19 protein-coding genes are annotated in these 24,074 nt (G+C 46.5%); 2 read left to right on the forward strand and 17 right to left on the reverse strand.

The window, feature by feature from the left end; genetic code table 11:
- Positions 1–74: 74 nt before the first annotated feature.
- The 12 genes from HF638_RS01455 to HF638_RS01510 all read right to left on the reverse strand — a co-directional run bounded on the left by HF638_RS01455 (position 75) and on the right by HF638_RS01510 (position 16,774).
- Positions 75–1,160 (reverse strand): glycoside hydrolase family 53 protein, encoded by a 1,086-nt coding sequence (locus HF638_RS01455; RefSeq protein ID WP_348982054.1) that lies wholly within the window; start codon positions 1,158–1,160, stop codon positions 75–77.
- 33 nt (positions 1,161–1,193) lie between these two features.
- A complete protein-coding gene (locus tag HF638_RS01460; RefSeq protein ID WP_145319165.1) occupies positions 1,194–2,072 on the reverse strand; it encodes a carbohydrate ABC transporter permease in 879 nt (292 codons plus the stop codon).
- 29 nt (positions 2,073–2,101) lie between these two features.
- A complete protein-coding gene (locus HF638_RS01465) occupies positions 2,102–2,992 on the reverse strand; it encodes an ABC transporter permease (RefSeq protein ID WP_169478564.1) in 891 nt (296 codons plus the stop codon).
- A gap of 190 nt (positions 2,993–3,182) precedes the next feature.
- Entirely contained in the window at positions 3,183–4,868 is a 1,686-nt protein-coding gene (locus HF638_RS01470) for a type 2 periplasmic-binding domain-containing protein (protein ID WP_169478565.1), read from the reverse strand.
- Between the two features lie 123 nt (positions 4,869–4,991).
- Complete coding sequence (locus HF638_RS01475) at positions 4,992–6,620, reverse strand: response regulator (protein ID WP_169478566.1); 1,629 nt, start codon at positions 6,618–6,620, stop codon at positions 4,992–4,994.
- A 72-nt stretch (positions 6,621–6,692) separates the two neighbouring features.
- Positions 6,693–8,447: a sensor histidine kinase gene (locus tag HF638_RS01480; RefSeq protein ID WP_169478567.1), complete on the reverse strand. Its 1,755-nt coding sequence runs from the start codon at positions 8,445–8,447 to the stop codon at positions 6,693–6,695.
- Between the two features lie 298 nt (positions 8,448–8,745).
- The gene (locus HF638_RS01485; protein ID WP_169478568.1) at positions 8,746–9,444 is read right to left on the reverse strand and encodes a hypothetical protein; all 699 of its coding nucleotides are present in this window, start codon (positions 9,442–9,444) and stop codon (positions 8,746–8,748) included.
- 182 nt (positions 9,445–9,626) lie between these two features.
- Entirely contained in the window at positions 9,627–11,156 is a 1,530-nt protein-coding gene (locus HF638_RS01490) for an ABC transporter substrate-binding protein (RefSeq protein WP_169478569.1), read from the reverse strand.
- A gap of 132 nt (positions 11,157–11,288) precedes the next feature.
- Positions 11,289–12,197, reverse strand: coding sequence for a carbohydrate ABC transporter permease (locus tag HF638_RS01495; RefSeq protein ID WP_169478570.1), 909 nt, complete (start codon positions 12,195–12,197; stop codon positions 11,289–11,291).
- A gap of 17 nt (positions 12,198–12,214) precedes the next feature.
- Positions 12,215–13,201, reverse strand: coding sequence for an ABC transporter permease (locus tag HF638_RS01500; RefSeq protein ID WP_169478571.1), 987 nt, complete (start codon positions 13,199–13,201; stop codon positions 12,215–12,217).
- A gap of 185 nt (positions 13,202–13,386) precedes the next feature.
- Positions 13,387–15,000, reverse strand: a complete 1,614-nt coding sequence (locus tag HF638_RS01505; protein ID WP_169478572.1) for a response regulator transcription factor — start codon at positions 14,998–15,000, stop codon at positions 13,387–13,389.
- A complete protein-coding gene (locus HF638_RS01510; RefSeq protein ID WP_169478573.1) occupies positions 14,993–16,774 on the reverse strand; it encodes a sensor histidine kinase in 1,782 nt (593 codons plus the stop codon). Before HF638_RS01510 ends, HF638_RS01505 begins: the two co-directional genes overlap by 8 nt.
- Positions 16,775–17,121: 347 nt before the next feature.
- Here HF638_RS01510 and HF638_RS01515 point away from each other — a divergent pair, with 347 nt between their 5' ends.
- A complete protein-coding gene (locus tag HF638_RS01515) occupies positions 17,122–18,531 on the forward strand; it encodes a hypothetical protein (protein WP_169478574.1) in 1,410 nt (469 codons plus the stop codon).
- Between the two features lie 21 nt (positions 18,532–18,552).
- On the opposite strand, the gene HF638_RS01520 is transcribed toward HF638_RS01515, so the two are convergent.
- The 5 genes from HF638_RS01520 to HF638_RS01540 form a co-directional block, all read right to left on the reverse strand.
- Positions 18,553–19,155 carry a DUF4269 domain-containing protein gene (locus HF638_RS01520; RefSeq protein ID WP_169478575.1) on the reverse strand — a complete coding sequence of 201 codons (603 nt, stop codon included), beginning with the start codon at positions 19,153–19,155 and terminating at the stop codon, positions 18,553–18,555.
- 2 nt (positions 19,156–19,157) lie between these two features.
- Positions 19,158–19,364 carry a YwbE family protein gene (locus HF638_RS01525; RefSeq protein ID WP_169478576.1) on the reverse strand — a complete coding sequence of 69 codons (207 nt, stop codon included), beginning with the start codon at positions 19,362–19,364 and terminating at the stop codon, positions 19,158–19,160.
- Between the two features lie 227 nt (positions 19,365–19,591).
- Positions 19,592–20,377: a polysaccharide deacetylase family protein gene (locus HF638_RS01530; RefSeq protein ID WP_169478577.1), complete on the reverse strand. Its 786-nt coding sequence runs from the start codon at positions 20,375–20,377 to the stop codon at positions 19,592–19,594.
- 66 nt (positions 20,378–20,443) lie between these two features.
- A complete protein-coding gene (locus HF638_RS01535) occupies positions 20,444–21,382 on the reverse strand; it encodes an aldo/keto reductase (RefSeq protein ID WP_169478578.1) in 939 nt (312 codons plus the stop codon).
- A gap of 112 nt (positions 21,383–21,494) precedes the next feature.
- Complete coding sequence (locus tag HF638_RS01540; protein ID WP_169478579.1) at positions 21,495–23,519, reverse strand: Na+/H+ antiporter; 2,025 nt, start codon at positions 23,517–23,519, stop codon at positions 21,495–21,497.
- A gap of 214 nt (positions 23,520–23,733) precedes the next feature.
- On the opposite strand from HF638_RS01540, the gene HF638_RS01545 reads away from it, so the two are divergent.
- Entirely contained in the window at positions 23,734–24,033 is a 300-nt protein-coding gene (locus HF638_RS01545; protein ID WP_169478580.1) for a hypothetical protein, read from the forward strand.
- The last annotated feature ends 41 nt before the right edge of the window (positions 24,034–24,074 follow it).

Raw genomic sequence — 24,074 nt, forward strand, 5'->3', positions numbered from 1 at the left:
ATACCATTTTTATTGGATACAACGATATTGACGTCTTGTTTTACGTCAGATACAACTTGCGAACTTGTGAGTTATTACACGTATGTCTCTGTATCTGATTCTTCTACAGAAGCGAGTGCTGTAAACGATTCCAACTTACGACCTTTAAAATCAAACATTGTGAGGTTACCCCAGTTATTCGGATGTCCGACGGACCATTCTTCTTTACTTGGTATCCAGGCAGGTTCCCAATAATAGAATCCATGACCCAAACCACCAGGAACTTCACGAATAATCTGCAACAGATCCTTCAGATACTTGGTCTGCCCTTCTACAGTTGCAGGGTATCCTGGCAACAACAATTCTTCCTGATTCAAAATCCATTCAATGCCTTCTGGCTGTTCCAGCGTCCACGGATAAGCGGTTTCAACGACATTGACGGGTTTGCCATAACGCTCAGCCAGATCATGCAGATTGTCACGTAACGCGTCGAGTGTGCCATGCCACCAAGGATAATACGAGAGTCCAATGATATCGAACTCCACACCCAGCGCTTCAAATCGATCGTAGAACTTGCGGCTCTCGGCGTTATCTCCACCACGATCAATATGTATCATAATCTGGATATCCGCGTCAACGGATTTGACCGCAGCAATTCCGTACTTTACAAGACCTGCAAAACGTTCCCACTGTTCATCCGTGTCATGCTCTTCTCCACCAACACGTCCCTCATTCCATAACATGCCTGGTGTAATCTCGTTGCCGACCTGCACCATGTCTGGAAGAGCATCATGTTCCTTCAATGTTCTCAGGACATCAGCGGTATACGTGCATACCGCACGTTGAAGCTCCTCATAGGAGAGATTCTCCCACGCCTTTGGTTTCCACTGATTAGCCGGATCAGCCCACCGATCGGAATAATGGAAATCAAGCAAAAACTGCAAGCCCTGTTCCTTAATCCGTTTGGCTACCGCCACCGTCCGCTCCAGATTGCAGAACCCCCCTACAGGATCATTCCATATCCGCAGCCGAATCGCATTAGCATCATTAAGCTTCAGGATGGACAGCAAGTCTTGTTCCTTGCCGTCCACATCACTGTAGGTCCCACCATGTTGTTCAATCTCATCCATAAAAGATACGTCCATTCCCAGAACGAATGTCTTCTCCTCCAAGTTGCTCACTGTATCAGCCTCCATTTAATTTGTGATACAGGCTCAGCCTTTAACTGAGCCCAACGTCATACCTTTAACAAAGAAACGTTGCAGGAACGGATACACAATCAAGATTGGTGCACTGCCGATGAAGATCTGAGCTGCTCTTACCGTCGTTTGAGAGAGAGATTCCATCTCTTTTGGATTCATGCTCATGCTGCTCATGTCACGTCCGATAATGACCGTTTGCATAAATGTAGCAAGTGGGTAATCCTTGGCATTATTCATATAGAGCAATCCATCAAACCATGAATTCCAGTGAAACACCATGCTGAACAATGCAATAGTTGCAATCGACGGCAAGGAGATCGGCAGGAAGATACTGAACAATGTTCTGAAATGGTTGGCTCCATCCATCAGTGCCGCTTCCTCCAGCTCTTTCGGAATACCGCGGAAGAAGTTCAGCATCAGGATGACAAGGAATGTGTTAACTGCCCCTGGGAGTACTAGTACCCAGAAGGAATCCATCAGCCCGATTTTCTGGATAACCATATAGAACGGAACCAGTCCTCCGTTGAAAATCATACTGAATACGAAAATCCAGGAGTAGATCGTTCTGCCTTTGAACTCACTATTTTCTTTGGACAATGGATATGCCGCCAAGAATGTAATCAGCAAGGTAATCGCTGTACCAATCACTGTACGTAACAGTGAAATCCAGAGCGAGTTCAAGAAAATCGGATTGTTCATCGTCTTTTTGTAAGCTTCAAGTGAAAAACCTACGGGCCAGAGATTAACCAGATTGGCATCGGCAGCAGCCTTCGTACTAAAAGATACAGCCAGTACGTGAACCATCGGTATGATACACATGATGGCAATCAGAATCAGAAAGCAGGTATTGACTATATTAAACACGCGATAAGGCAATGATTTATGATACATCGTGGTCCCTTCTTTCTCTGTTCATTCGATTAGAATATGCGGTATCCAGCGTATTTTTTGGCTAAGCTGTAAGATACGAGAATCAAGATCATACTAATGACTGATTTGAACAATCCGATCGCTGTTGCGAAGCCCATCTCACCATTTTGCATCGCAGAACGATATACGAATGTGTCAATGATGTCACCCGTTTGATATACGAGCGGGTTATACAGGTTGAAAATCTGGTCAAATCCGGCATTCAGTACGTTACCCAGAGCCAGCGTTCCTACAACCATCAGCATCGGCACGAGCGAAGGAATTGTAATGTGCAGTGTCTGTTTCCAACGTCCTGCTCCGTCAATCTCCGCTGCTTCGTACAATGCTGGATTAATTCCGGCAAGGGCAGCCAAAAAGACAATCATGTTATAGCCAAATTCCTTCCACACATCTGTCAGAATGACCGTAGATCGGAACCAACTGTTGTCTCCGAGGAAGAAATATGGTCCGAGTCCAAAAGTTCCGAGAACCCGGTTCACCAACCCTCCGGTTGACAGCAGATCTATCAAAATCCCGCCCAGAATGACCCAGGACAAGAAGTGAGGTAAATAGACAAGTGTCTGAATGGTTCGCTGTACAGCCATCTTGCGAACCTCATTCAAAAGAATGGCGAAAACAAACGGAATGAATAAGTTAAAAATCAATTTAAGTACAGCAATAATCAATGTGTTCCAGATGACCTGTAAGCTATCTTCACGTTCAAACAAATATCTAAAGTTGTCCAGCCCGACCCATTCGGAGCCGCTAATTCCAAGCCATGGCTTGTAATTCTGGAATGCCATAACAATCCCGCCCATAGGCACATAACTGAAGATGATCAGAAAGATAATGGCTGGCAACAGCATAACGTGGAATGGCCAAGTGCGTTTCAAAGTTCTCATGATTGCTCCCCCTGTATTTCTTCCTACTCAAGTACTCCCTGAGTGGCTTATAATGCGATTATATCAACCTTTTACAGGGTCCAAACAGCACATAAAAGCAATATAAATGGCACAAATTCAACCACTTTGCTTCAGCTTGAATAAACCAAAAAAAGCGCCCAGACGACGATCGTCTGGGCGCTGCTTCAAACTATTTTTTCACACCGTCATACCATTCGTTGACCTCTTGCGTGATCTGGTCACCGCCTCCGGATTTCCACGTTTGTACAAAGGTATCAAACGCATCAGCCGGATTTTTGCCATAGATAATTTCGTTAAATGCCTGATTCTCGATTTTGTTCAGGTAGTCCAGCTTGGATTTCATCGTCTGCGTTGTCGGACCTGTGAACATGTTTTTGAATGAAATTTCTTCTTGGCTCAGCAACACTTTTGCTGCCGCTGGCGTTTCTTTACCATAGTTTACAGCAACATCTTTCTCCAGCTTCGTTTCCGGCTCTTTGCCATCCGCCAAATTCAGAAGCGCTTTCATCTGTGCATCTGGAATACGAGCACCGTCACGAACAAGCAAATAACGTACAACGTTCACGTATCCGCCTTCGATCTCGTCAATCGGCATTTGTTTTCCATTAGCGTCCAGTTGATAATCATATTTCTCAAACAAACCGTTATCATACTGGCTTCCTGGTGCTGGATCTGCATAATTGTCGAACAGGTAGTTCTGATACGTAAAGAAGGCTTCGGGGTGTTCCATGTCTGCCTTAATCAACGTAACACCATTAACGAACTGTGTTCCGTGACGCATCGCTTTACCTTCAGGACCCGTTGGAATCTCAATTGGTTTCCAAACAGCACTTGGTACATTTTTCACGGTATCCAGAAGCGGCCATCCGCTCATCCAGTAAGGACCTGGAATAATGCCGGCTGTACCTGCAACTGCTGGTTCTGCTGTTTTGTTTTCATCCCATAGAGCTGCTTCCTGCGGGATATAACCTTTTGTGAGCCATTCGCTCAATTTGGTCAAACCTTGCTTCATACCCGGATTGATGGAGCCATACTCCAGCTTGCCATCCGCAGCCAGATTCCATTGGAACGGCAATGTTCCGTATGCTCCGAAGATCCAGGATGGGTCTCCCATCCATGTGTTCATGGATGTTTTGAAGCCAATGCTGAGCGGGATGACCTTATCCGGAGACAATCCATCCGGGTTTTGGTTTTTGAATGCATCCATTACGGTTTCAAGCTCATCGATTGTTTTTGGAGCTTCCAGCTTCAGCTTATCCAGCCAGTCCTGACGAATCCAGAGCAAGTAATCATTGTTGTATGCATAGTCCAGAACAGGGATACCCATTCTTTTGCCATCACGACTATACTGGTTCCACACGTTAGGATCTTGCTCCATCGCTTTTTTCCATGTGTCCGAAGCATATTTGTCGAACAGTGGACCGACTTCCTGATACATACCGGAATCAATCAGATCCTGCGCAAGCAGATTATCACCCACGTTTACGATGTCAGGCATATCTTGACCAGAAGACATCGCCAAACGAAGTTTGGTTGCAAATGCCCCATTCGTATCCGTTACAGACCATAGTGAACTGATATTAATACCGAATTGATCCTTGGCCCACTTGGTTGCCACGTTATTTTCCATAGATTCACCATTTTTAAACTTCAGCTCAGGGTCAATTCCCCATGCAGTCGTAATGGTTACTTCCGGATCATATTTTTCTTTGTATTCGTTTTGGGCTCCAGATGTACTTGGTGTGGCACTATCTCCGCCCCCACTGCCTCCTGAACATCCTGCAAGAACGACAGTTAGACACAGCGTTGTAGCGAGAAGCGTCAAGAATCTCTTTTTCGTTGATTGCGCTCTCATGTTGTTCCCCCTTAAATCGTTTTGGTTACCCTTTCATTATAGGCTGACCAGGCCTTTGAGCCTATGATACGAAATCAAGATTTCTGCACCTTTGCCAACCTATATTCTGGAATGTTGTTGAAATTATGCCTGATCCCGAAATTCATTGGGTGTCATACCATAATGCTTTTTGAACATTTTGCTGAAATATTGCGGATTTTGATAACCTAGCTCACTTGTAATCTCGTATATTTTTTTATTGCTATTCTTGAGCAGATACAGCGCACGCTCCATACGCATACGAATCATGTAATCTCCAAGACCTTCCCCTGTCTCTGCCTTGTAAATCTTCGATAGATATACGGGGTGCAAATATACCTTGTCCGCGATCATCTTCACCGACAGATCCTGTCCTGTATCTCTTGTCACCAGTTCCTGAACCTGCTTGATCACATGTCTGCGGCTCTGCACACCTTCCTGATCAGACAACTCTGCCTGAAGCTTCGCTAACATCTCGGTGGCCCAGCGCCGCAGTTTCTCGGGCGATTGAATCAGTTGATGAGCAAGGAGCAGATCGAATCCCGCATGATCAATCTCATGCACCAGATGTCCCTGTTTATGAGCGATATACATAAATGCATTGGTTACTGACAGATACATCTCATACACATGTTCTCTCGACAAACGCACCTGCTCTGCCGCGTCAAAGACCGTGTTCAGCTTGCGTGCTGCCGCTTCCCATTGCTTGGTCTCAAGCAATTGTGGAAGTACAGGCGGTTTGTACAGCTCTTCGAGGGCCTGCGTCGCATCATTCTCCGGTCGTTTGCTGAGTGCCTGTTCCATGTCCATGTATATAATCTGGTGTTCCTCCGGTCCGAAAAGGACAAGGGAACCCAGACTTTTTCGATAAGCTGCTGTCAACTCATTAAATGGAAATGAAGGTGTAACCACCATGGATAGATCTCCCTGCAAATATCGAATGACATGCTCACGGAAGGTTTCAGCAGAGATTCTCAACGTTTCCAAGTTCATCTGCGGAGCTTCAATCTGTCCCTGACTCTGTAAAAACATAACCAGACACTCATGGGGGCCGCGACCAAACCACACGTTAAAGTGCTCTCCGAGCACTTCCTCCGCTATATTACCTACCGCAAAATCCATTAGATCCAGAGACTGCTGATCCATTGACGAGAAGCGTCCTGTAAGGCGAATCAGCATCATCACTGCCGATTGTTCCGGATCAATATGGATCTCATATTGTTGCAGTTGTTCCCGAAGTGCCCGCGCCGTGATCTCACGCCCAAGCAGCAGATCATGCATGAGATTTTCCCGTAAAATCTTATAGTCAGACTTCCGACTGTATAAGAGCCGGTGATATTTATCGAACTCATCCCACTCATCGCGAAGAGATGTAATGGCTGCTGAGACCGATCCCATAAACTCATCATCGTTTACGGGTTTGAGAATATAATCAGCCGCTTGCAATTGAATGGCCTTCTTCGCATAAGCAAAATCACTGTGACCCGTCAGCAAAATACAACGAATATGAGACCAGCGCTTGGTTACCTCTGCAATCAGATCCAGTCCCGACATGCCAGGCATTCGAATATCCGTGACCACGATATCTACTGCATTTTCCTCCATAATCTCTAATGCTTCCTTACCGGAAGCTGCACGCAGCACGGTCGTTACCCCAAGTTCTCCCCAGGGGATCGTGAGTTCCAGACTTTCTGTTACATACGTTTCATCATCTACCAGCAGTATATCTATCAAGCAAGTCACTCCCTATCTCGTTCATTCTGCAATGGATTCTATGGTTCAACATGCGCTACATGTTCCAGATGTTCATCCTTCGTTCTCCAGAAGATACTCCTGCTCAGCAGGCCACGATAATGTAACGCGTAATCCACCAAGTTCCGATTCCGTTATATCAATCCCTGCCTGCTCCCCATATCGAAGCTGGAGTCTCTGATTCACATTCCACAGGCCACAGCCCATCTCCTGATCCATTGTTCCCCTGAGCTTATTCAGAAGCGCCTCACGGGCCTCCTGCGTCATACCTTGCCCATCATCTTCTACCACAAGAACCATGACACCACCCTGTTTTTCCCCGGATACTCTTATTTCTCCAGCTTCCGCATCCGCTTCAATACCGTGAATTACCGCATTCTCCACCAGTGGCTGCACGATCAGCGGTGGTACTTCCTGTCTCAGCATCTCGTCGGACAGATCAAGCTTGTAATGAATGCGGTCCATACGCATCCGTTGAATCTCCAGATAACAGCTGACAAATTCAATCTCCTCTGTCAAAGGTACCAGATCTCGCTCCTGTCTTGTTGTATACCGATAATATCGCGAGAGATTATGCGACATTGCTACAACGGCGTCCATGCGCTTCAGCTTCGCCATACTCGTAATGAAGGAGAAGCAATTATAGAAGAAATGCGGGTTAATCTGCGATTGCAGCTGCTTCAACCGGGCTTCACGCACATGAATCTGTTCCAGATAAACGTGTTCAAACAACTGCTGGATCTGCTCCACCATCAAGTTGAAACGTTCGGACAGAAAACTGAATTCATTGCGGCCCTTCGGCTTAATCCTTACGGAATAATCCTCCTGCTTCAACCGTTGGAACCCCCGAATGAGTTGTTTTACAGGCACCTGCACCTGAACATATAACAAGTACGCCACACCAAAACTCATCAACAACAAACAAATCATGGAAGAATAGAACAGCATGTTGGATTGATGAATGGGCTTCAGAATATCTGATAGCGGCATATAGTCGACCAAATACCAGCCTGTTGTACTGGATTTTACAGCGTTGACCATGTAAGGCTCATTCCCGATCACCACTGTACGGTTATCAACGTCCTGAAGTTTATGGATGGACAGTTCTTCCATCAACTGATTCGTTAGTGAACGATCTGAAGTCCGGTTATAGATAACTCCCGATTCTTCACGGAAATAGAAGGGATCATGCCTGCCATCATCCTTGAATTTGTCGAGCATATCCCGAATGTTGTCACTATCAAACTCCAGTTTAATGATCGTTTCCGCATTATTAACCGGGTCTTTAATACCGTATGGAGATACCGTAATCCAGCTAAACATGAACCGATCATCTTCCCCATCCTGAATTTTGCGTACATCCCAGCCGGAAATGATATTCTCCCTTAACGCTTGCTTATCGTAAGAACGTGCATCCCTTTCGGAAACCACCCTGCCCAGCGAAGGGGAATACAGATATAACTTTGTTGCCCAATTGGATGAGCTCTCCTGAATACTCAGCTTATTTTGAATACGCTTAACCAAATTAATAGCATCAAGATCAAAATATTTACTGTCCGCATAAATTCTTCGGAAGCTGGCAATATCAGGATCGTGTATGAGCAGGTTCGGCCATGAGGATAACAGCTCAATGTGTGTATTCACCTGATTTTGGAAAAATTCAAGCTGGTTGCTATTAGATCGATTCAACTCATCTCTGAGAACAGCCGTCGTTTTGTGATTGGAGTACCAGTACAGAAGCACAACTGGAATTAGCATAATCAGAATTAGAATGACCATTTTGGAGAACAGGTTTGTCCGATATGACATCTTTTCATCTCACCTTGTCTTTATTTGTCGTGACATTAATTGTAATGATGTAAGCGGTAAAGACAAACTATTTTTTTGAGACAAACTGATTCCCATTATCTAGCGTAAGCGTTACCAATTGTAGGGGGAAGGAGACAAAACCAATATTTCTGCACTAATTGCAACTTTCACGCACAAAAAGAGCGGACGATTAGCCCACTCTCGATCAGATTTCAACATACGTCTTTCAACTTTCTATTCAAATCAACCTTATTCTACTTCTGTTTATGTAATCATTCTGTTTTACTATACATATTAACTATGGAATATTGTAATTAAACACCGTATTCACTCCATCTACGCCTACATCCAGCACAATATCCATAAGTTTTCCACTGACGAGCAGAGGCGATTCCGCTTCCCCGTAAAAATTCAACTCGCCCCTAAATGTTCCATGGCGTTCAATCTCAATATGTACTGGCCTTAATTGGACAGACTGCAAGGCTTCCAATAGTGGGTCGTCCTTAAACTTGTAACTGCGCGCGAGATCAGGCAATAGCACGGCGGAGACGTTATCCCTACCGTAATTTTTGAGTGTCAGATCACAGGTTGCTCGGGTCTCACCCGTTTTCAGCACGTTAAAGGTACAGGAGCTGGCATTCTGTACATAAGATACACCTTCAATGCCGCTAGCTCCCCACTTGGCTACATACATCCATTTATCCGTCATGTACGAATAACTGAGAACGATAGCGAGAACTACGATCCATAAGCCTTTCGCAAGACCCGGGAACGACTTCCCAATCTCTTTGCGAGTAAGGTAGAAGCCACAAGCAAAGATCCCCAATCCGAGGAAAAGTGTGATATGAACCCCACTTAAATAAGATGTAGTATACGGTGATATACCTATTGCTGACAGCATGGTATCTCCAACAGAAAAACCAAGATGGTGGTTAAATGTAAAGATGATAGCAAAAAGCAATAAAGCCCCAGAGAACACAAGTCTGGTTCTCGACACACGAACACCCCCAATCAACCACCTGATTATATCATATTTTTCCTAATTATGATTAACAATCCAAATCAAAAAGGAACAATAAAAAAAGAACGTCATCGGTTGTTCACCGAAAACGTCCTCCATATTCACCGCTGACAAGAGCTTGTAGTAACACAAGTCTCACTGTCATGGCTGACGATCATTTATTGCTTAGACAAGAATGCATCGAGTTGTTCTTGTTTGGCAGCAATAATTTTATCAATGCCCGCTGCTTTGAGTTTCTCCAGATATTTCGGGATCATCTCGTTCGGATCAACAGCGCCCGATGTCATACCCGGCTTGAACTGTTTGTTCACGTTGTTGACCGCCGCAATTTCATTTTTGACAGATTGGCTGTTGAACGTAAAGCCCAGTGCTGGCGACTTCACACCTTTGGCGTTAAACTCTTTGAACTTTTCCCATTTCTGTGGATCTTCATTATCCCAGAGGAAGTTCAGGAACTGGTTACCCAGCTGCCACTGTGCACCTGGATTGTAGGTACGACTATTGGCATCAACGCCATCAGGGAGAGCAATGATATTATCCTGTCCGTCTTTTTTCACAAAATGTGTACCTTCAATTCCGAAGTTCAGCAAGTTGTTAATTTCCTTGTCGGAATGCAGCAGGTTAATGACCTGCATCGCTTTCTCCGGTTGCTCCGAAGAACGGGAGATTGCGAGCATCGCTCCAGATGCATCACCCGTCGTAATGGTCGGCTGTGTCATCTCAATCTGAGTCAGTGGGAAACCCACATACCCTTCTTCTTCTTTATCCTTGCCTGGCTTCATACCATCCGTCCAGAGAAATGCTTTTCCAGCCTTCGCCTGGTCTTTCGGGAACACATTGGAAGTCGCAGCATCACTGTTGATATATCCCGCTTGATACCACTTGCGAGCGAGTTCAGCCGCTTCTTTGAATTCAGGGGTCTCCACTTCATTCAGCACCGTTGTTCCGCCTGCTGTTTTGGAGATGACTCCAGGTACGGAAGCATCACCGAGATAATCCCAATCCAGATTCTCCAACAGCCCGTTACCATTGGTATTGGACATATAGAATGGTGTGATGGCTGGCTCATTTTCCTTGATTGTTTTGAGCAGAGGCTCCAGATCAGCCCAAGTCTTTACAGCTGTCAGGTCCAAGTTATACTTGTCAGCCAAATCTTTGCGTACCAGCACACCACGTGTGGCAGCGAGTTCCTTATTCGTAGGAACGCCGTAGTTCACGCCATCCACCTGGGAACCTTCCAGAAAGGCAGGGTCGAGGTTTTTCTTGATATCCTGACCATGCGCATCAAGCAGATCATTCAGTGGCAAGAATGCACCTTTAGCTACATTCACCGTATAGTTCTGCCAAGCAGCTGTGAAGATAATGTCCGATTTTTCGCCCGACGAGATCATGAGATTCAACTTGTTATCCCACTGTCCCCAGTCAATCGCATTGATTTTGAGCGTGGCCCCGATCTTCGGTTCCATCTTCTTGTTGATCTCGGCTTCCACCAGAGCGACATCCTTCTGTGGTGTCCCCGGGTAGAACAGCGTCACTTCATAGGGCTTGCCCCCACCCTCACTTGCTCCTCCGCCTTCGGCTGCAGGTGTTGTTGTTCCACCTTTGTCTGATGAGCAAGCTGCCAGCACCAGGCTCAGCGCCATAACCGTTGCCATCATGCGTGACCATACCTTTAATGATCTAACCAATTGAACCCCTCCTGTCATGTGTTGAACCGTACAGCCAATTGCCCCAATTCACAATGAAACCTATAACAACTTCTATATATGCCCTTTCAGTCCATCTTCATTTACCATGCCCACTCCGCTAACCGGCCAGAGTTATCCCTTCACAGCGCCAACCGTAAGACCTTTGATGAAATAACGTTGGAAGAATGGATATGCCAGTACAATTGGACCAATACCGACCACAGCCATCGCCATTTGCAGTGTTTTGTTCGGCAGATTCAGCAATCCACCCTGCGACGAAATCTGTGAAGAGACGTTGGAGTTGGTTGTTAGATATTGAATATCGAGCAGCGTCCGGTACATAAGGTACTGAAGGCTGATCGTCCGGTTATCCGATATAAAAATCATACTAAGGTACCAGTCATTCCAGTAGTTCAGTGTACTAAACAACGCGACGGTTGCCATGACCGGAAGGGATAGTGGGAGCACGATACGTGTAAACGTTCTCAATTCTCCTGCACCATCAATCCGAGCCGATTCCAGAATGGATACCGGTATGGAGTTCGCGAAGAATGTACGCATGACCAGTACGAAGAATGGGGATAGCAGTAGTGGCATAATCAGTGCCAGTATGGAGTTTTTCAGATCCAATACGTTGACATAGACCAGGTACCAAGGTACCAGACCCCCATTGAACAACATCGTGAAGAAGATGAAAAAGGCGAACCATCCACGATAAGGAAGATCTCTCCGCGAGAGCGGATACGCGTACAGTGCAGTCAGAGCCACACTTGTAATGGTACCTACAACGGTAACGATAAAGGATATACCATATGAATGGAGGATCTGATCCATATCTCTGAACAGAAACTCATAGGCCGTCAGGCTGAACTTCTCTGGAATAAGCTTATACCCATTTGCAATAACTGTTGTCTCGTCCGAGAATGAGATGGCGAAGACAAGCAGGATCGGCACGACACAGGCAATGGCGTAGAATAGAAACATCGCATGAATAACGGATGCGGAACGCTTCGATACGGCTAGTGGATCACGTGATTTCACAGCTGACTTGCCTCCTCTCAAAATAATGCATTATCTTTATCCATCCGCCTAACGATGGTATTAGATACAAGAACCAGCACGAATCCAACGATTGCTTGATATAGACCGGCTGCGGATGACATCCCGATATCTCCACCGATAAGGAACGTTCGATATACATAGGTATCAAGTACATTCGTTACAGGGAACAGTGCTCCCGACTCGAGTGGAACCTGATAGAACAAACTGAAGTCAGCATAGAAAATACGGCCTATTTGCAATAACGTCATAATCACAATCAATGGTACGAGAAACGGAACGGTGATGAAGCGTATCTGATGCCATTTGGTTGCTCCATCGAGCACAGCAGCCTCATAATATTCTTCATCGATCCCCACGACAGCTGCCAGATAGATGACGGCATAATATCCGATATTCTTCCACGTGTTTACCAGTGGCAAAATATAAGGCCAATACTTTGGCTCGGAATACCAGTCGATCGGTTGCCCCCCGAACATCGGAAGAATAGTAGAGTTCATGAATCCCGAATCCTTACCGAGGAAAGCCAATACCAGATAACTGACCACAATCATGGACAGGAAATACGGCAATAGCATAAGCGATTGATACAACTTGGACATCGCCTTGTTCTTCACTTCATTGAGTAGAATAGCAAGCCCGACACCTACAAAGAGATTGAGTGCAATAAACACAGTGTTGTACGCGATTGTATTCCGGGTAATTTCCCACGCATCACTGGTGGAGAACAAATACTTGAAATTGTCCCATCCACTCCACGGGCTACCCCAAATACCATCAGCATAGTTTACATTTTTGAATGCGATCAGAACGCCGAACATCGGCATATAGTTGTTCACCAGCAGAAACAGGACGCCTGGCAAGAACATGAGATACAGCACCTTGAATTTGCCAAGATTGTGCCATACAGACTTGCGCTTTCGGACTGTTTCTCCCTGTATTTCCGATATCCGTACTCCCTTACCCGCCTGGGGTTGTGTCTTCATAACTTGTTCTCCCTCACTCCTCTTGAATTCTTCCTCAGGATGAAGCTCCGTTGCGGCTCCTGTGGTTCAAGTATACGGCGGGGCGAGGAAGACCTCTATCTGCTGTGGTGACCTGTTAACTTATCAAATTATGACTTTAGTGCCAAAATAAACAAAACAAAAGGCGCAGCATACTGCGCCATGAGTTATACGGTACGTGACTGTTTGCGGAACTCCTGTGGTGTGATACCTGTGCACTTTTTGAACATTTTGGTGAAATGCGAGTAATTGTAGTACCCCACCTTGCCAGCGATATCCGTCACCTTGACGGTGGACTGGGACAGCAAGGTCTTCGCTTTGGCTACTCTTCCTTGAAGGATAAACTCGGACAAGGACATCCCCTTCTCTTTTCGAAACAAACGGGATAGATAAGCAGGATTGAAACCGGCAAAAGCTGCAAGTTCCTCTCGCATGAGTTCTTCGCCAATATGTGTTTCGATATAAATACATAACTGATCCACAATAGTCATTGGACTGTGATCGTCCGGGTATAACACCGGGATGACACGATCTATCAGATCAGACGTCCACAGCTTCAACTGTGGCAACGACCTTGTGACTACACTCTCTTCCGGCTCCCGTTCCCCCGGATACAGACTGCGTATGGATACATTTTTCTGATGAAGTAACGGATAGACCACATGCAACATCGCATGGTAGTAGAGACGAAGTATTTCAGGAGACAATCCCTCCTGGGCAGCAAGCAACTCGAAGATCTCATCCACACGTTCGCGCAAATCCCCAACTTTACCCGTCTCAAAAAGAATGGATAACTCCGAAAACCACGGAATAGGCAAAAAGCGATCTTCCTGATCTCTGCCCCGCTCATCATAAACAAAGACTTCTTCAAGCTCCTTAATATTGCGTCGTTCCATATCCATCAGTTCATTCAACATGCCTTGCAGCTCCGTTACAGCCACCGGGACACCAACATAACAGGACAACCTACAGTAGAAATACGTACCACATTCCTGAATGTACACCTGACAACGTTCTGCCACTTCGCTCGCACTCGGTATGATGCCATCTTGCTCGTAAGCAAGCACAATATTCAATCCACTATGATCCTGAAACACCTCACCCGGCTTGTCGCCAAGCAACATCTCTCTTCCTGCATTACGAAGGGCATATTCTAATACCTCTTCATCGCGCAAATCGAATTCACGCACCCACTCCTCTACCGAGATCACAATGGGTAATACACGAGCCTGTGGATCAATCTCGGCACCATACAATTCTGCGAGCTCTTGCAGCCGTTGCTCAGTTAACGTGATCCGCTGAGAGATGGCATCTTTCCAGAAACGTTCTGTCAGGAGCGGTTTATGGGTCTTCCAGCGTTTGTATACGGTCTCATAAACTTCGTTGGTACGGGTACGCTGCTCCCCATCCTTGATCTTCTCCACCGCCTGGCTTACCACCTTGATCAATTGATCCGCTGGAGCCGGCTTCAATACATAATCAAAGCTGTTCAGCTTAATTGCCGTCTGAGCATAATCGAACAATGCATGCCCTGTCAGGAAAATGGTCAGCATGCCTGGATCATGTTTCAACACCCAGCTCTGCAGATCAAGCCCTGTTTCGCCAGGCATCTCAATATCACAGATCATGATATCAATGGCACTTGCCTTCAGGACCTTTCTCGCCTCTTCTGCATCACAAGCACTGAACACCTGGTCAATGCCGGCCGCATGCCAGTCAACACCTTCCACCATCGCTTGTAGTGCATACACTTCATCATCCACGATCAACAGGTTACGCATGGGCTCCCCCTTCTTCCTCTTCGGTCTGAGCGGGTAAATCAATGATGACTGCAGCGCCGTTATCCGCCTCATTTCTAAACTGCAAACTGGCTTGATCACCATACTTCACTAACAGCCGATGAGCCACGTTCCATATACCGATGTGCTGTCCACCCGGGTCTTCAGCGTATTGTCCCTGCTGTAGACGTTCCAGCAGTTCCTCATCAAATCCGACACCATTATCCACAATCATCAGTTGAAGTACCGTCTCATCGATTTGACCGGATAACATCTTCCCATGGCAAGCCACAATCCGAATGACAAATGGCTGCGTTCGCCGCTGAAATCCGTGAATAATGGCATTCTCCACAAAGGGCTGAATCGTTAATGGCGGAATCACATACTTTCCGAGATCCGGTTCAATATCCAGTTCAAAATCCAATCGGCTTGGAAACCTCAGCTTCTGAATTTCTAAATAATGACGAATGTGCTCCAGCTCTTCATCCAGACGAATAACACGTTTGCCTGCACGCAGACTGAATCGGAAATAATCAGCCAAATGCCCAGCCATCTGCTGCACTAGCTCATGCTTTTTCAAAGAAGCCAGACTATGAATTATATTGAGTGAATTCAAATAAAAGTGAGGATTAATTTGCATCTGTAATTGTTTGAACTCCGCCTCCCGTGTCCGCAATTGTTCCTCATACACATCAATCTTGAGATGACGGATCTCGCTGGTCATCTGATTGAAGCTTCGTGTCATAAATTCAAGCTCCGAGGAGGATGGCGGCTCCAGCTTCACATCGAGATCTCCGCGACTCACCCTTCTCATGCCTCGGATCAGTGAATTCATCGGACGGAATAACAGTTGACGCAAAAAGATCAGTGCAGTAACCAGAATTACCGCCGCACCAATGGGAAGAAGACGAATGATCTGCTGGAAGAACGGGAGGTTACGCATCATATCTTCCTCAGGCAGCAGCACGATGTAATTCATCTCGGACATGGCTGAGGCAATACCCAGCATCAAATATTGACGTGCTTCTCCCTTGTTCATGACTTCAGAGATGACCTGATACGGGTTCTTCAGGCCGGGAAGATGTGCCGATGCAAGCTGAATCTGTGCAGTATTCAATGTGGAATCCGATAATGCCCCACCGTCGGTTCCAACAATGACTGCGCCTCCTCTGTCACCGGATTCTGTGAACTGTTGTGTGTGATTCAGTGCATTCATATCAACAAGCGCGCCTGCATAGAACTGCTGGTTGATTCGCACCGTTTTCACCAGCGCATTCCATGTTCCCCCACGCACGATGCTCCATTCGGGCTTCTGGATATCCCCTTCCAATTGCTGCATCTGGACCGGCATACTCTCCTGCACAACCGACTTTTTGACATCATAATTGCCCGAAGTGGCGAGCAGCAGATCATCATTAACGGCATCATATAGAAAAAAAGAATCGATTAGATTATAGAAACCGATATCTGTCATGAATTTATTCATAATGCGTTGCTTCGCAATGATATAATCCCCACTGCCGTATTCCAGAAAAAACAGGGATATAATATCCGGGTCCCGCTCGCCCAGACTATATAAATACCGATTCGTCTCCTGTAATACACGTTCATTCTGTTCCACACTCTTGGCAAGATGATTCATATTGGTGAGAGATACCTTGTCACGTACGACTTTCATGGCGTAGACGTTGTTGTAATAGAGCAGCATGAATAATGGCAGCATGATCAGTGTAAGACCCACAATAAATTTAAAACGCAGTGAACGGATCACATTCATGGATTAAGGATTCCCGCCCTTTTCATTTAACATAGCGTGCTTTTTTTCTAATTTCTTCCTTATGATGGCATGTTTATTGTAGTCACCCCTGCTTGCCATTGTCTATGCGGTCCCGTGACCTGCACATGTCAATTCTGGTGACTTCTATCCGCTCCAAGTTTGGATAACGCGCTTCATATTGTAATAAATTCTCCAGTTGTAAAAAAAATCCTTCATTTATAGCTCAGAAGCTTCTCCCTGAAAATAAATGCTGCGGCAAGCCCCAGACTCCACGAACGCCCGATCTTGACATGCATACGATATATCACTCCTCGGGTTTATCACCAGGATGTAGGGAGGCCTGTTCGATGAATATTCAACTCACTTCGTTACACTATGTCTATCTGGCATTTATCGTCTTGATCATTGCCGTAATGATCCGGCGCAGGGACACCACCATCATCTGTGTCGCAGGTATTATGACCATTGGACTTCTGGCAACGGAAACCTTAAGCGGGTCAGTCTCTGGAATCTTCAGCAGTTTTATCTATGCGACGAAAGAATTACTAAGTACGATCTTCATCATCTCGATCATTGTGGCGATGAGCCGTGTTCTGATCAGAACTGGCATTAATGAGGTCATGGTGACACCTGTCACCCGGTTTATCCGCTCTCCTCAATTGGCATATTGGGGAATTGGACTGATCATGATGGTTGTATCGCTCTTTTTCTGGCCTTCTCCGGCCGTAGCTCTGGTTGGTGCTGTACTGCTTCCTGTAGCGGTGCGAGTGGGACTTCCTCCGATTGGAGCTGCCATTGCCATGAACTTGTTCGGACATGGGATTGCACTGTCGGGGGATTACATTATTCAAGGGGCTCCCAAACTTACGGCTGATGCGGCGGGTCTACCGGTTACTTCCGTCATGACGGCCAGCATACCTCTGGTCATTGTCATGGGAACGGTATCTACACTTACAGCCTTCTGGATGCTGCGCAAAGAGATGAAATCAGGTACAGTGACAACGGAACCTTCATCCTCATCAGAGGCTGTGTCTACTTCTCTACCTGGCAATCTGCCTGTTGAACATCAAGCCATGTCACCTCGTTTGCAAAAAGCATTCGCTCTGCTTATCCCTCTGTTATTCGCAGTGGATGTGATTCTGATGTTTGTATTGAAGCTGCAAGGCGGTGACGCAACAGCACTGATTGGCGGGACGGCTGTGGTCATATTGATCGCCATCACCCTTGCCGCACATCGACATGCGGGACCAGAGGAAACGACTAACTATTTAATAGAAGGATTTCAGTTCGGATTCAAAGTATTCGGCCCGGTTATTCCAATAGCCGCGTTCTTTTATCTGGGAGATGCTGCGATTACGGAGTTGTTCCACAATCCTCTTCCTGAAGGTTCACACGGGATTGTGAATGATCTCGGGGTTGCACTTGCTGGACTGGTGCCACTGAATGGTACAGTGGGCGCCATTACGATGACGGTGACCGGAGCGGTCACGGGCATGGATGGTTCGGGATTCTCGGGGATTTCCCTGGTTGGCTCGATTGCGTCCATGTTTGCAGGTTCGGCAGATTCCGCACCTGTGCTGACCGCACTGGGGCAGGTCTCAGCCATATGGGTAGGTGGGGGAACTTTGATTCCATGGGCATTGATTCCTGCTGCTGCGATCTGCGGAGTCAGTCCTTTTGAACTTGCAAGACGCAACCTGAAGCCTGTACTACTGGGACTCACGGTAACTACGATTGTAGCCATTTTTTTGATCTGATCAAAGGTTATGCTGAAGCGTTTATAAAGACGTGCGTGAACGTGCCCAGTTCCAGAGATCTTCACGCTTCATCTCTGCCAGATGCAGCATATTCACATAGGGATCTCCCTGTAGTCCAAGTACAGAAGCAAATGCAGGCTCCGTCTTCCACCCTGCCTGTTTCAGTCTGCGGATCTCAAGGTGTCCCGCGTCTCCCCACAGTTGTAACAATCTCCACTCCACGAGCATATGTAGGTATGCATTCTGCCTGTTGACTGGCACGGATTGGGCAAAAATCTCCACAGGCCAATGTCCCACTTGCAAATTACAAGTCACATAAGGACGTTGGTCTGGAAGATTCCCATCCCCACGAATACATCGAAACTCACCGACTGCTTCGATCTGATCATGCATCTCAGCTTCAAAGGCATCCAGATCCTCTGCATAACACAGCAGATCCAGATCACTGCCTGGAACATCAATATCAATCGGTACCGTCCCGGCCGGATATGGGTGGTAGTCAGCTAATATATCTAGCAGTCCACTACTCTTTAACACGCGGTATGCGTCCTGCTGACGTTCGTTACCTGTAGCCAGATGTGCCATTACATCTGCGGTAGTGATCATCTCCCCGCTTTGGGCCACAGTTAGTTCGCGCCTCCTGCAATGACCTGTTTCACACGTCCCACGTGGCCGCTCGTCAGTCGTACTTTGATTCCGTGTGGATGCGTAGGTGACTTGGTTAACAGATCCTTAACAATGCCCCGTGTCAGCTTACCTGTAGCTTGATCCTGCTTCAGCACAATGTCCACTTCCAGACCTGGTTTAATATTTACACGTTGTTGTCCATTCATTATGTTCGCTCTCCTCTATGTCGTTAATTCATATCTTGTATACTATATAACCCTTAAACACAAAGCTTCATCTATTGTAGACGTTTTGGTTTCAAAACGAAAGCTATGCAGGCAACAACCTCCTACTTCTGGTTCAACGTTTTATATGGGGCTACATGGAAACCAATATAAAGAAACCGCAGGTCTCTACATCTCGAGGCCTGCGGCTTTTGATTGAATTACCATGTTTAGGGCTGTACCTGCTTCAACAAAGACGGTGAAGCTCCATCCTTCGCGGCTTCGCGTGCCTTCACAGCAAGTAGCTCAGACACCGTCACGAATTGGTACCCCTGCTGCTGCAGTTTAGGCAGAATCGTTTTGAGTGCTGCTACCGTATGCGACTTGCCTTCCACCTTATCGTGAAAAAGTACAATATCCCCATTACGTGCGTTTTTTAACACTTTGTTAACGATAGCCGATACACCTGGAGAAGCCCAGTCCCGTGTATCCTGATGCCAGGACCAGAGTACAATGGTATACCCTTTTTGTTTGGCAGCCTGAATGACCATGTCATTGTAGTAGCCGCCCGGTGGCCTGAACAACAGGGGACGCTCCGCCCCTGCTTCAATGATGGAATTTTCCGCTGCGTTCATATCCTTCATGTACTTGTCCGCACCTGTTGACCGGACTGCATACGTGTGCGCATACGTATGATTGGCGATTTCATGCCCTTCGAGCTGCTCCTGCCTAATCAGTTCAGGAAATTTCTCTGCCCATTTTCCAAGTACAAAAAAGGTTCCTTTGGCTTGATATTGCTGGAGCAATGCCAGAATCTGCGGGGTCTGAATCGGATCCGGTCCATCATCAAACGTCAGGGCGATGAGTTTATCCTGTGTGGGAACCTCCCACACGATCTCTCCTCGCTCCTCATAATACTGACGGTTCTTCTGTACAGGCTTCGCATAGGCAGAACTGCTGCCCAGCACAATAATCAGCGTGAACAATCCGATGAATCGGGCTGCCTTCAGGTTCATGTTGTGTCCTCACTTTGTCTTCATACGTAAACTCCCTGTTAGCATTTCCCGATTCACCTGAACTAATTAACGAAAGATCTGATCCACAACGGCGATTTCCTCAGCAGTTAGCTCTACATTCAATGTTTTCAGATTATTAATCACTTGCTCCGGTTTCTTAGCACCCGGAATCAATGCATCAATAGAAGGCTGAGTAAGGTACCAGGCCAGAACCAGATGAGCGACCTCAACATCCTTGGATTGTGCTATGCTGCGCAGTTGCTCAACTTTATCGAGATTTTCAATGAAAGCTTCACCTGTGAACAGCGGGTTCTTTGAACGTCCATCCTGAAAGGTTGTATCACGATTATATTTCCCGCCCAGCAGTCCCGCTGCCAGAGGGAAGTAAGGAACAAAAGAAATGTTATGCTCAGCCGTATACGGCAACAGCTCTTTCTCCGCATCTCTTTTGAACAAATTATATTCAGATTGCAGTACGTCTACATGCCCGTCCTTATTGGCTTCACGCAACTGATCGATGGAGAAGTTGGATACACCAATGGCCCGAATTTTGCCAGTGTCTTTCAACCGTTTTAACGTATCTACTGCTTCATCCTTCGGCGTGTGCTCATCCGGAAAGTGGATGTAAAAGAGATCAATATAATCGGTTTGCAGACGTTTCAACGCCTCATCTACAGCCGTTTTCAGGAAAGCAGGTGAGTTATCCACGACAATCTTGCCATCTACAAATTTATGGGCCGCCTTGGTTGCAATGATGGTATTCTGACGCTGACCGGTTTCCTTCAGTACTTCACCAATGAGTCGTTCGGAATGCTCCGGTCCATAGATGTACGCCGTATCCACAAAGTTAATGCCTTGTTTCAAGGCTGTACGAACCACTTCCTTACCCGTCTCATCATTCAGCATGTCCGGATAGATATTATGTCCTCCTACTGCATTCGCACCCAGTCCAATGGGATTCACGATCAGATCCGTCTTGCCCAACCGAATTTGTTGTTCTGCCATGTCTCATCTCTCCTTCACTGATCGATATAAGTACATTTCTGTAATGATGCGTGTTTCTTGTTACATATTATATCAAACCATTTAGCATATTTAAAATATCGGGTTTATCGGATTAAGTGTTTTTCAACGCAGTGGCTTCTACATCGTTGATAAACCGGCGTAGTTTCGCTGCCACATCACGATTAATTTCGCCGTTCTCATACAGTTGTTGCACCGTATTACGCTGTTCCTGAATCGCCACCATCTGCAATTCGAGCTTCTCCTGATTGAACGGATCTTCCGTTATGCCCTGGTTCCAGGTGCGCAATTTGGCAATCACCCGCTCATACTTCGCGATGACCGACAACGCTACCACTCGATTACCATCATTTATATGGGCACGGATGGCTTTAATTGCCGCTTCAGAGGTGCGCAGCTTCACCTGACGGAACAGTTCTGCATTTTCAAGCATGAAAGGTTGGCTTGGTTTCTGGGACCGATTGGTGAACAGATGTCCTAACACACGCCCAATCTCGCTGACCGAGGTCATAAATTGAGTATTGGTGCGATTAGCCAGCATCATTTCCTTGCGATCCAGCCAGCTGTCACATTTGAAGGCCGCATCAGAAGCAATCGCATTTTCGTCCAGCATCACTTCGATTTCTTTACGCTCCGCGCGGGTGGCAATCAGGTTGATAGCCGTTTCTTGTTTCTGAATATCTTTGCGTTTACCAGCGGTAAGCTGACCTGCGGCCTGCCTGATGTACTTGGACAAGTCGGAGACAACCGCCAGTGCTGCAGCTTTGTTCTCATCGTTCATTTCGGATTTTACAGCTCGTATTGCCGCATTCAGCATAATGTCATGTGCTTTCCGTTCTGACTTCTGCGGTGTTTCTTCTGTGGATTTACCATCATCCTTAGCCAGAACCGGAAGAAACACACTCGCGGCAATCAGGGAGAAGAGAATAACCCCTGCCGCCAGGAAAATAATAAGATCCCTTTCAGGGAAGGGCGATCCATCCTGAAGCACGTAGGGAATGGAAAAGGCACCCGCCAATGTCACAGCCCCACGCACGCCGGAGAGGGAAATAATCGTAATTTCCTTGAATCGCGGTCTGCCAATAGAGGATTTGGTCCGCAGCAATTCATTACCCTGCCAGAACAGATAGATCCAGAGAAAACGCAGAACCAGCAGAAGCACCGAGATTAGCCCCACATATCCCAATACTTGCAAGTTATTAAACGAAACATTTTCAAAAATGGTACTCAGCACATCCGGAACCTGTACGCCGAGAATGACGAACACCAGACCGTTCAGGATAAATAAAATGACAGACCATGTGCTCGCAGATACCACCTGCATCTTCAACTGAACCGATTCTGCGCGGTCACGCTCAATGGCGTGAATAATACCACCTGCTACGACCGCCAAAATGCCCGATACTCCAATCTCTTCACTCACCAGATAGATGACAAATGGAGTCAGGATTTGCAGCAGCATGTGAATGGTTACATCTTCCATGCCCAGCCTGCGAATCCACACCCCGAGCCTGATTAACAGAAAAGATAACAATGCCCCGACGAGAAGTCCGCCAATCGCAATCAGAATAAAACTGAAGGTTGCATTCGCCAGGGAAAATACACCTGTAACCGTGGCTGCAATCGCGAATTTGAAGGCCACGAGGCCAGATGCATCATTCATTAATGCTTCACCCTCAAGAAGCCTATGTATGCCTTTGGGCAGATGTACCCGACCCGCCATGGCACCTACGGCTACCGCATCTGTCGGGGACAGTATGGCCGCAAGTGCAAATGCAGCAGGTAACGGAATCGTTGGAATCAGCCAGTGAATGGCATATCCCGCCACGACTACTGTCACGAATACAAGCCCTAGCGCAAGCAGAAGTATCGGTGCACGCAGATTCCATAACTCATTCCTTGGTGTTCGCTTACCATCGTTATATAACAATGGTGCGATGAAAAGCACAAAAAACAATTCCGGATTCAAAGGCAGATGAACACCTGCGGGAAGCAAAGCTATGGCTACACCGAGCACGATTTGAATGAGCGGAATGGGAATAAAGGGTACAAACCGGTTTAAAATATTGGATAAACCGATCAGGACCAATAACACAAGTACGGCAATAAATATTTCCATGATGACAATCCCTTTCCGCTATAGAAGTGGTGAAACCTTTGTTGTATAGGTTTATTTTAACATAATCCAGACTTTGTTATAAAAATGTTGTCATATTCATATACCCATTCAACTGGCTTCAGACCAGTTTTGATTAAAGATTTCTGATGGATTCTGTATATAAGATGTTACAATATGCTCAGGACAATACCCGTTTGGAAAGGAACTTGCATCTATGGCATTTGGAATTAAACGACAGGAGCTTGCTGCGTGGAAAGAACAAGTGGCTCGTGGTGAGATTGCCTACCTTACTCATTTCTGGATTGACAATCGATTCCCCGGCATTACCAGTGTCACCAAAGTCGGCTGCGCAGATCTGGAACGTCTGGAGCGATGGTGTAACGATCATGGACTGAACCCGCGATACATTCATCGGCGGCAGCCATTTCCCCACTTTGACCTGATGGGCAGCAAGCAAAAGGAGATTTTGATCCAGGAAGGCTTGACGGATCATGTGTTTCGCTTTCATTTGTAAACCAACTCAAAAACGCCAGTCTTCAAGGTTCATCCCCCCGC

The organism is Paenibacillus sp. SZ31 (assembly GCF_012912005.1).
Taxonomy (GTDB): Bacteria; Bacillota; Bacilli; order Paenibacillales; family Paenibacillaceae; genus Paenibacillus.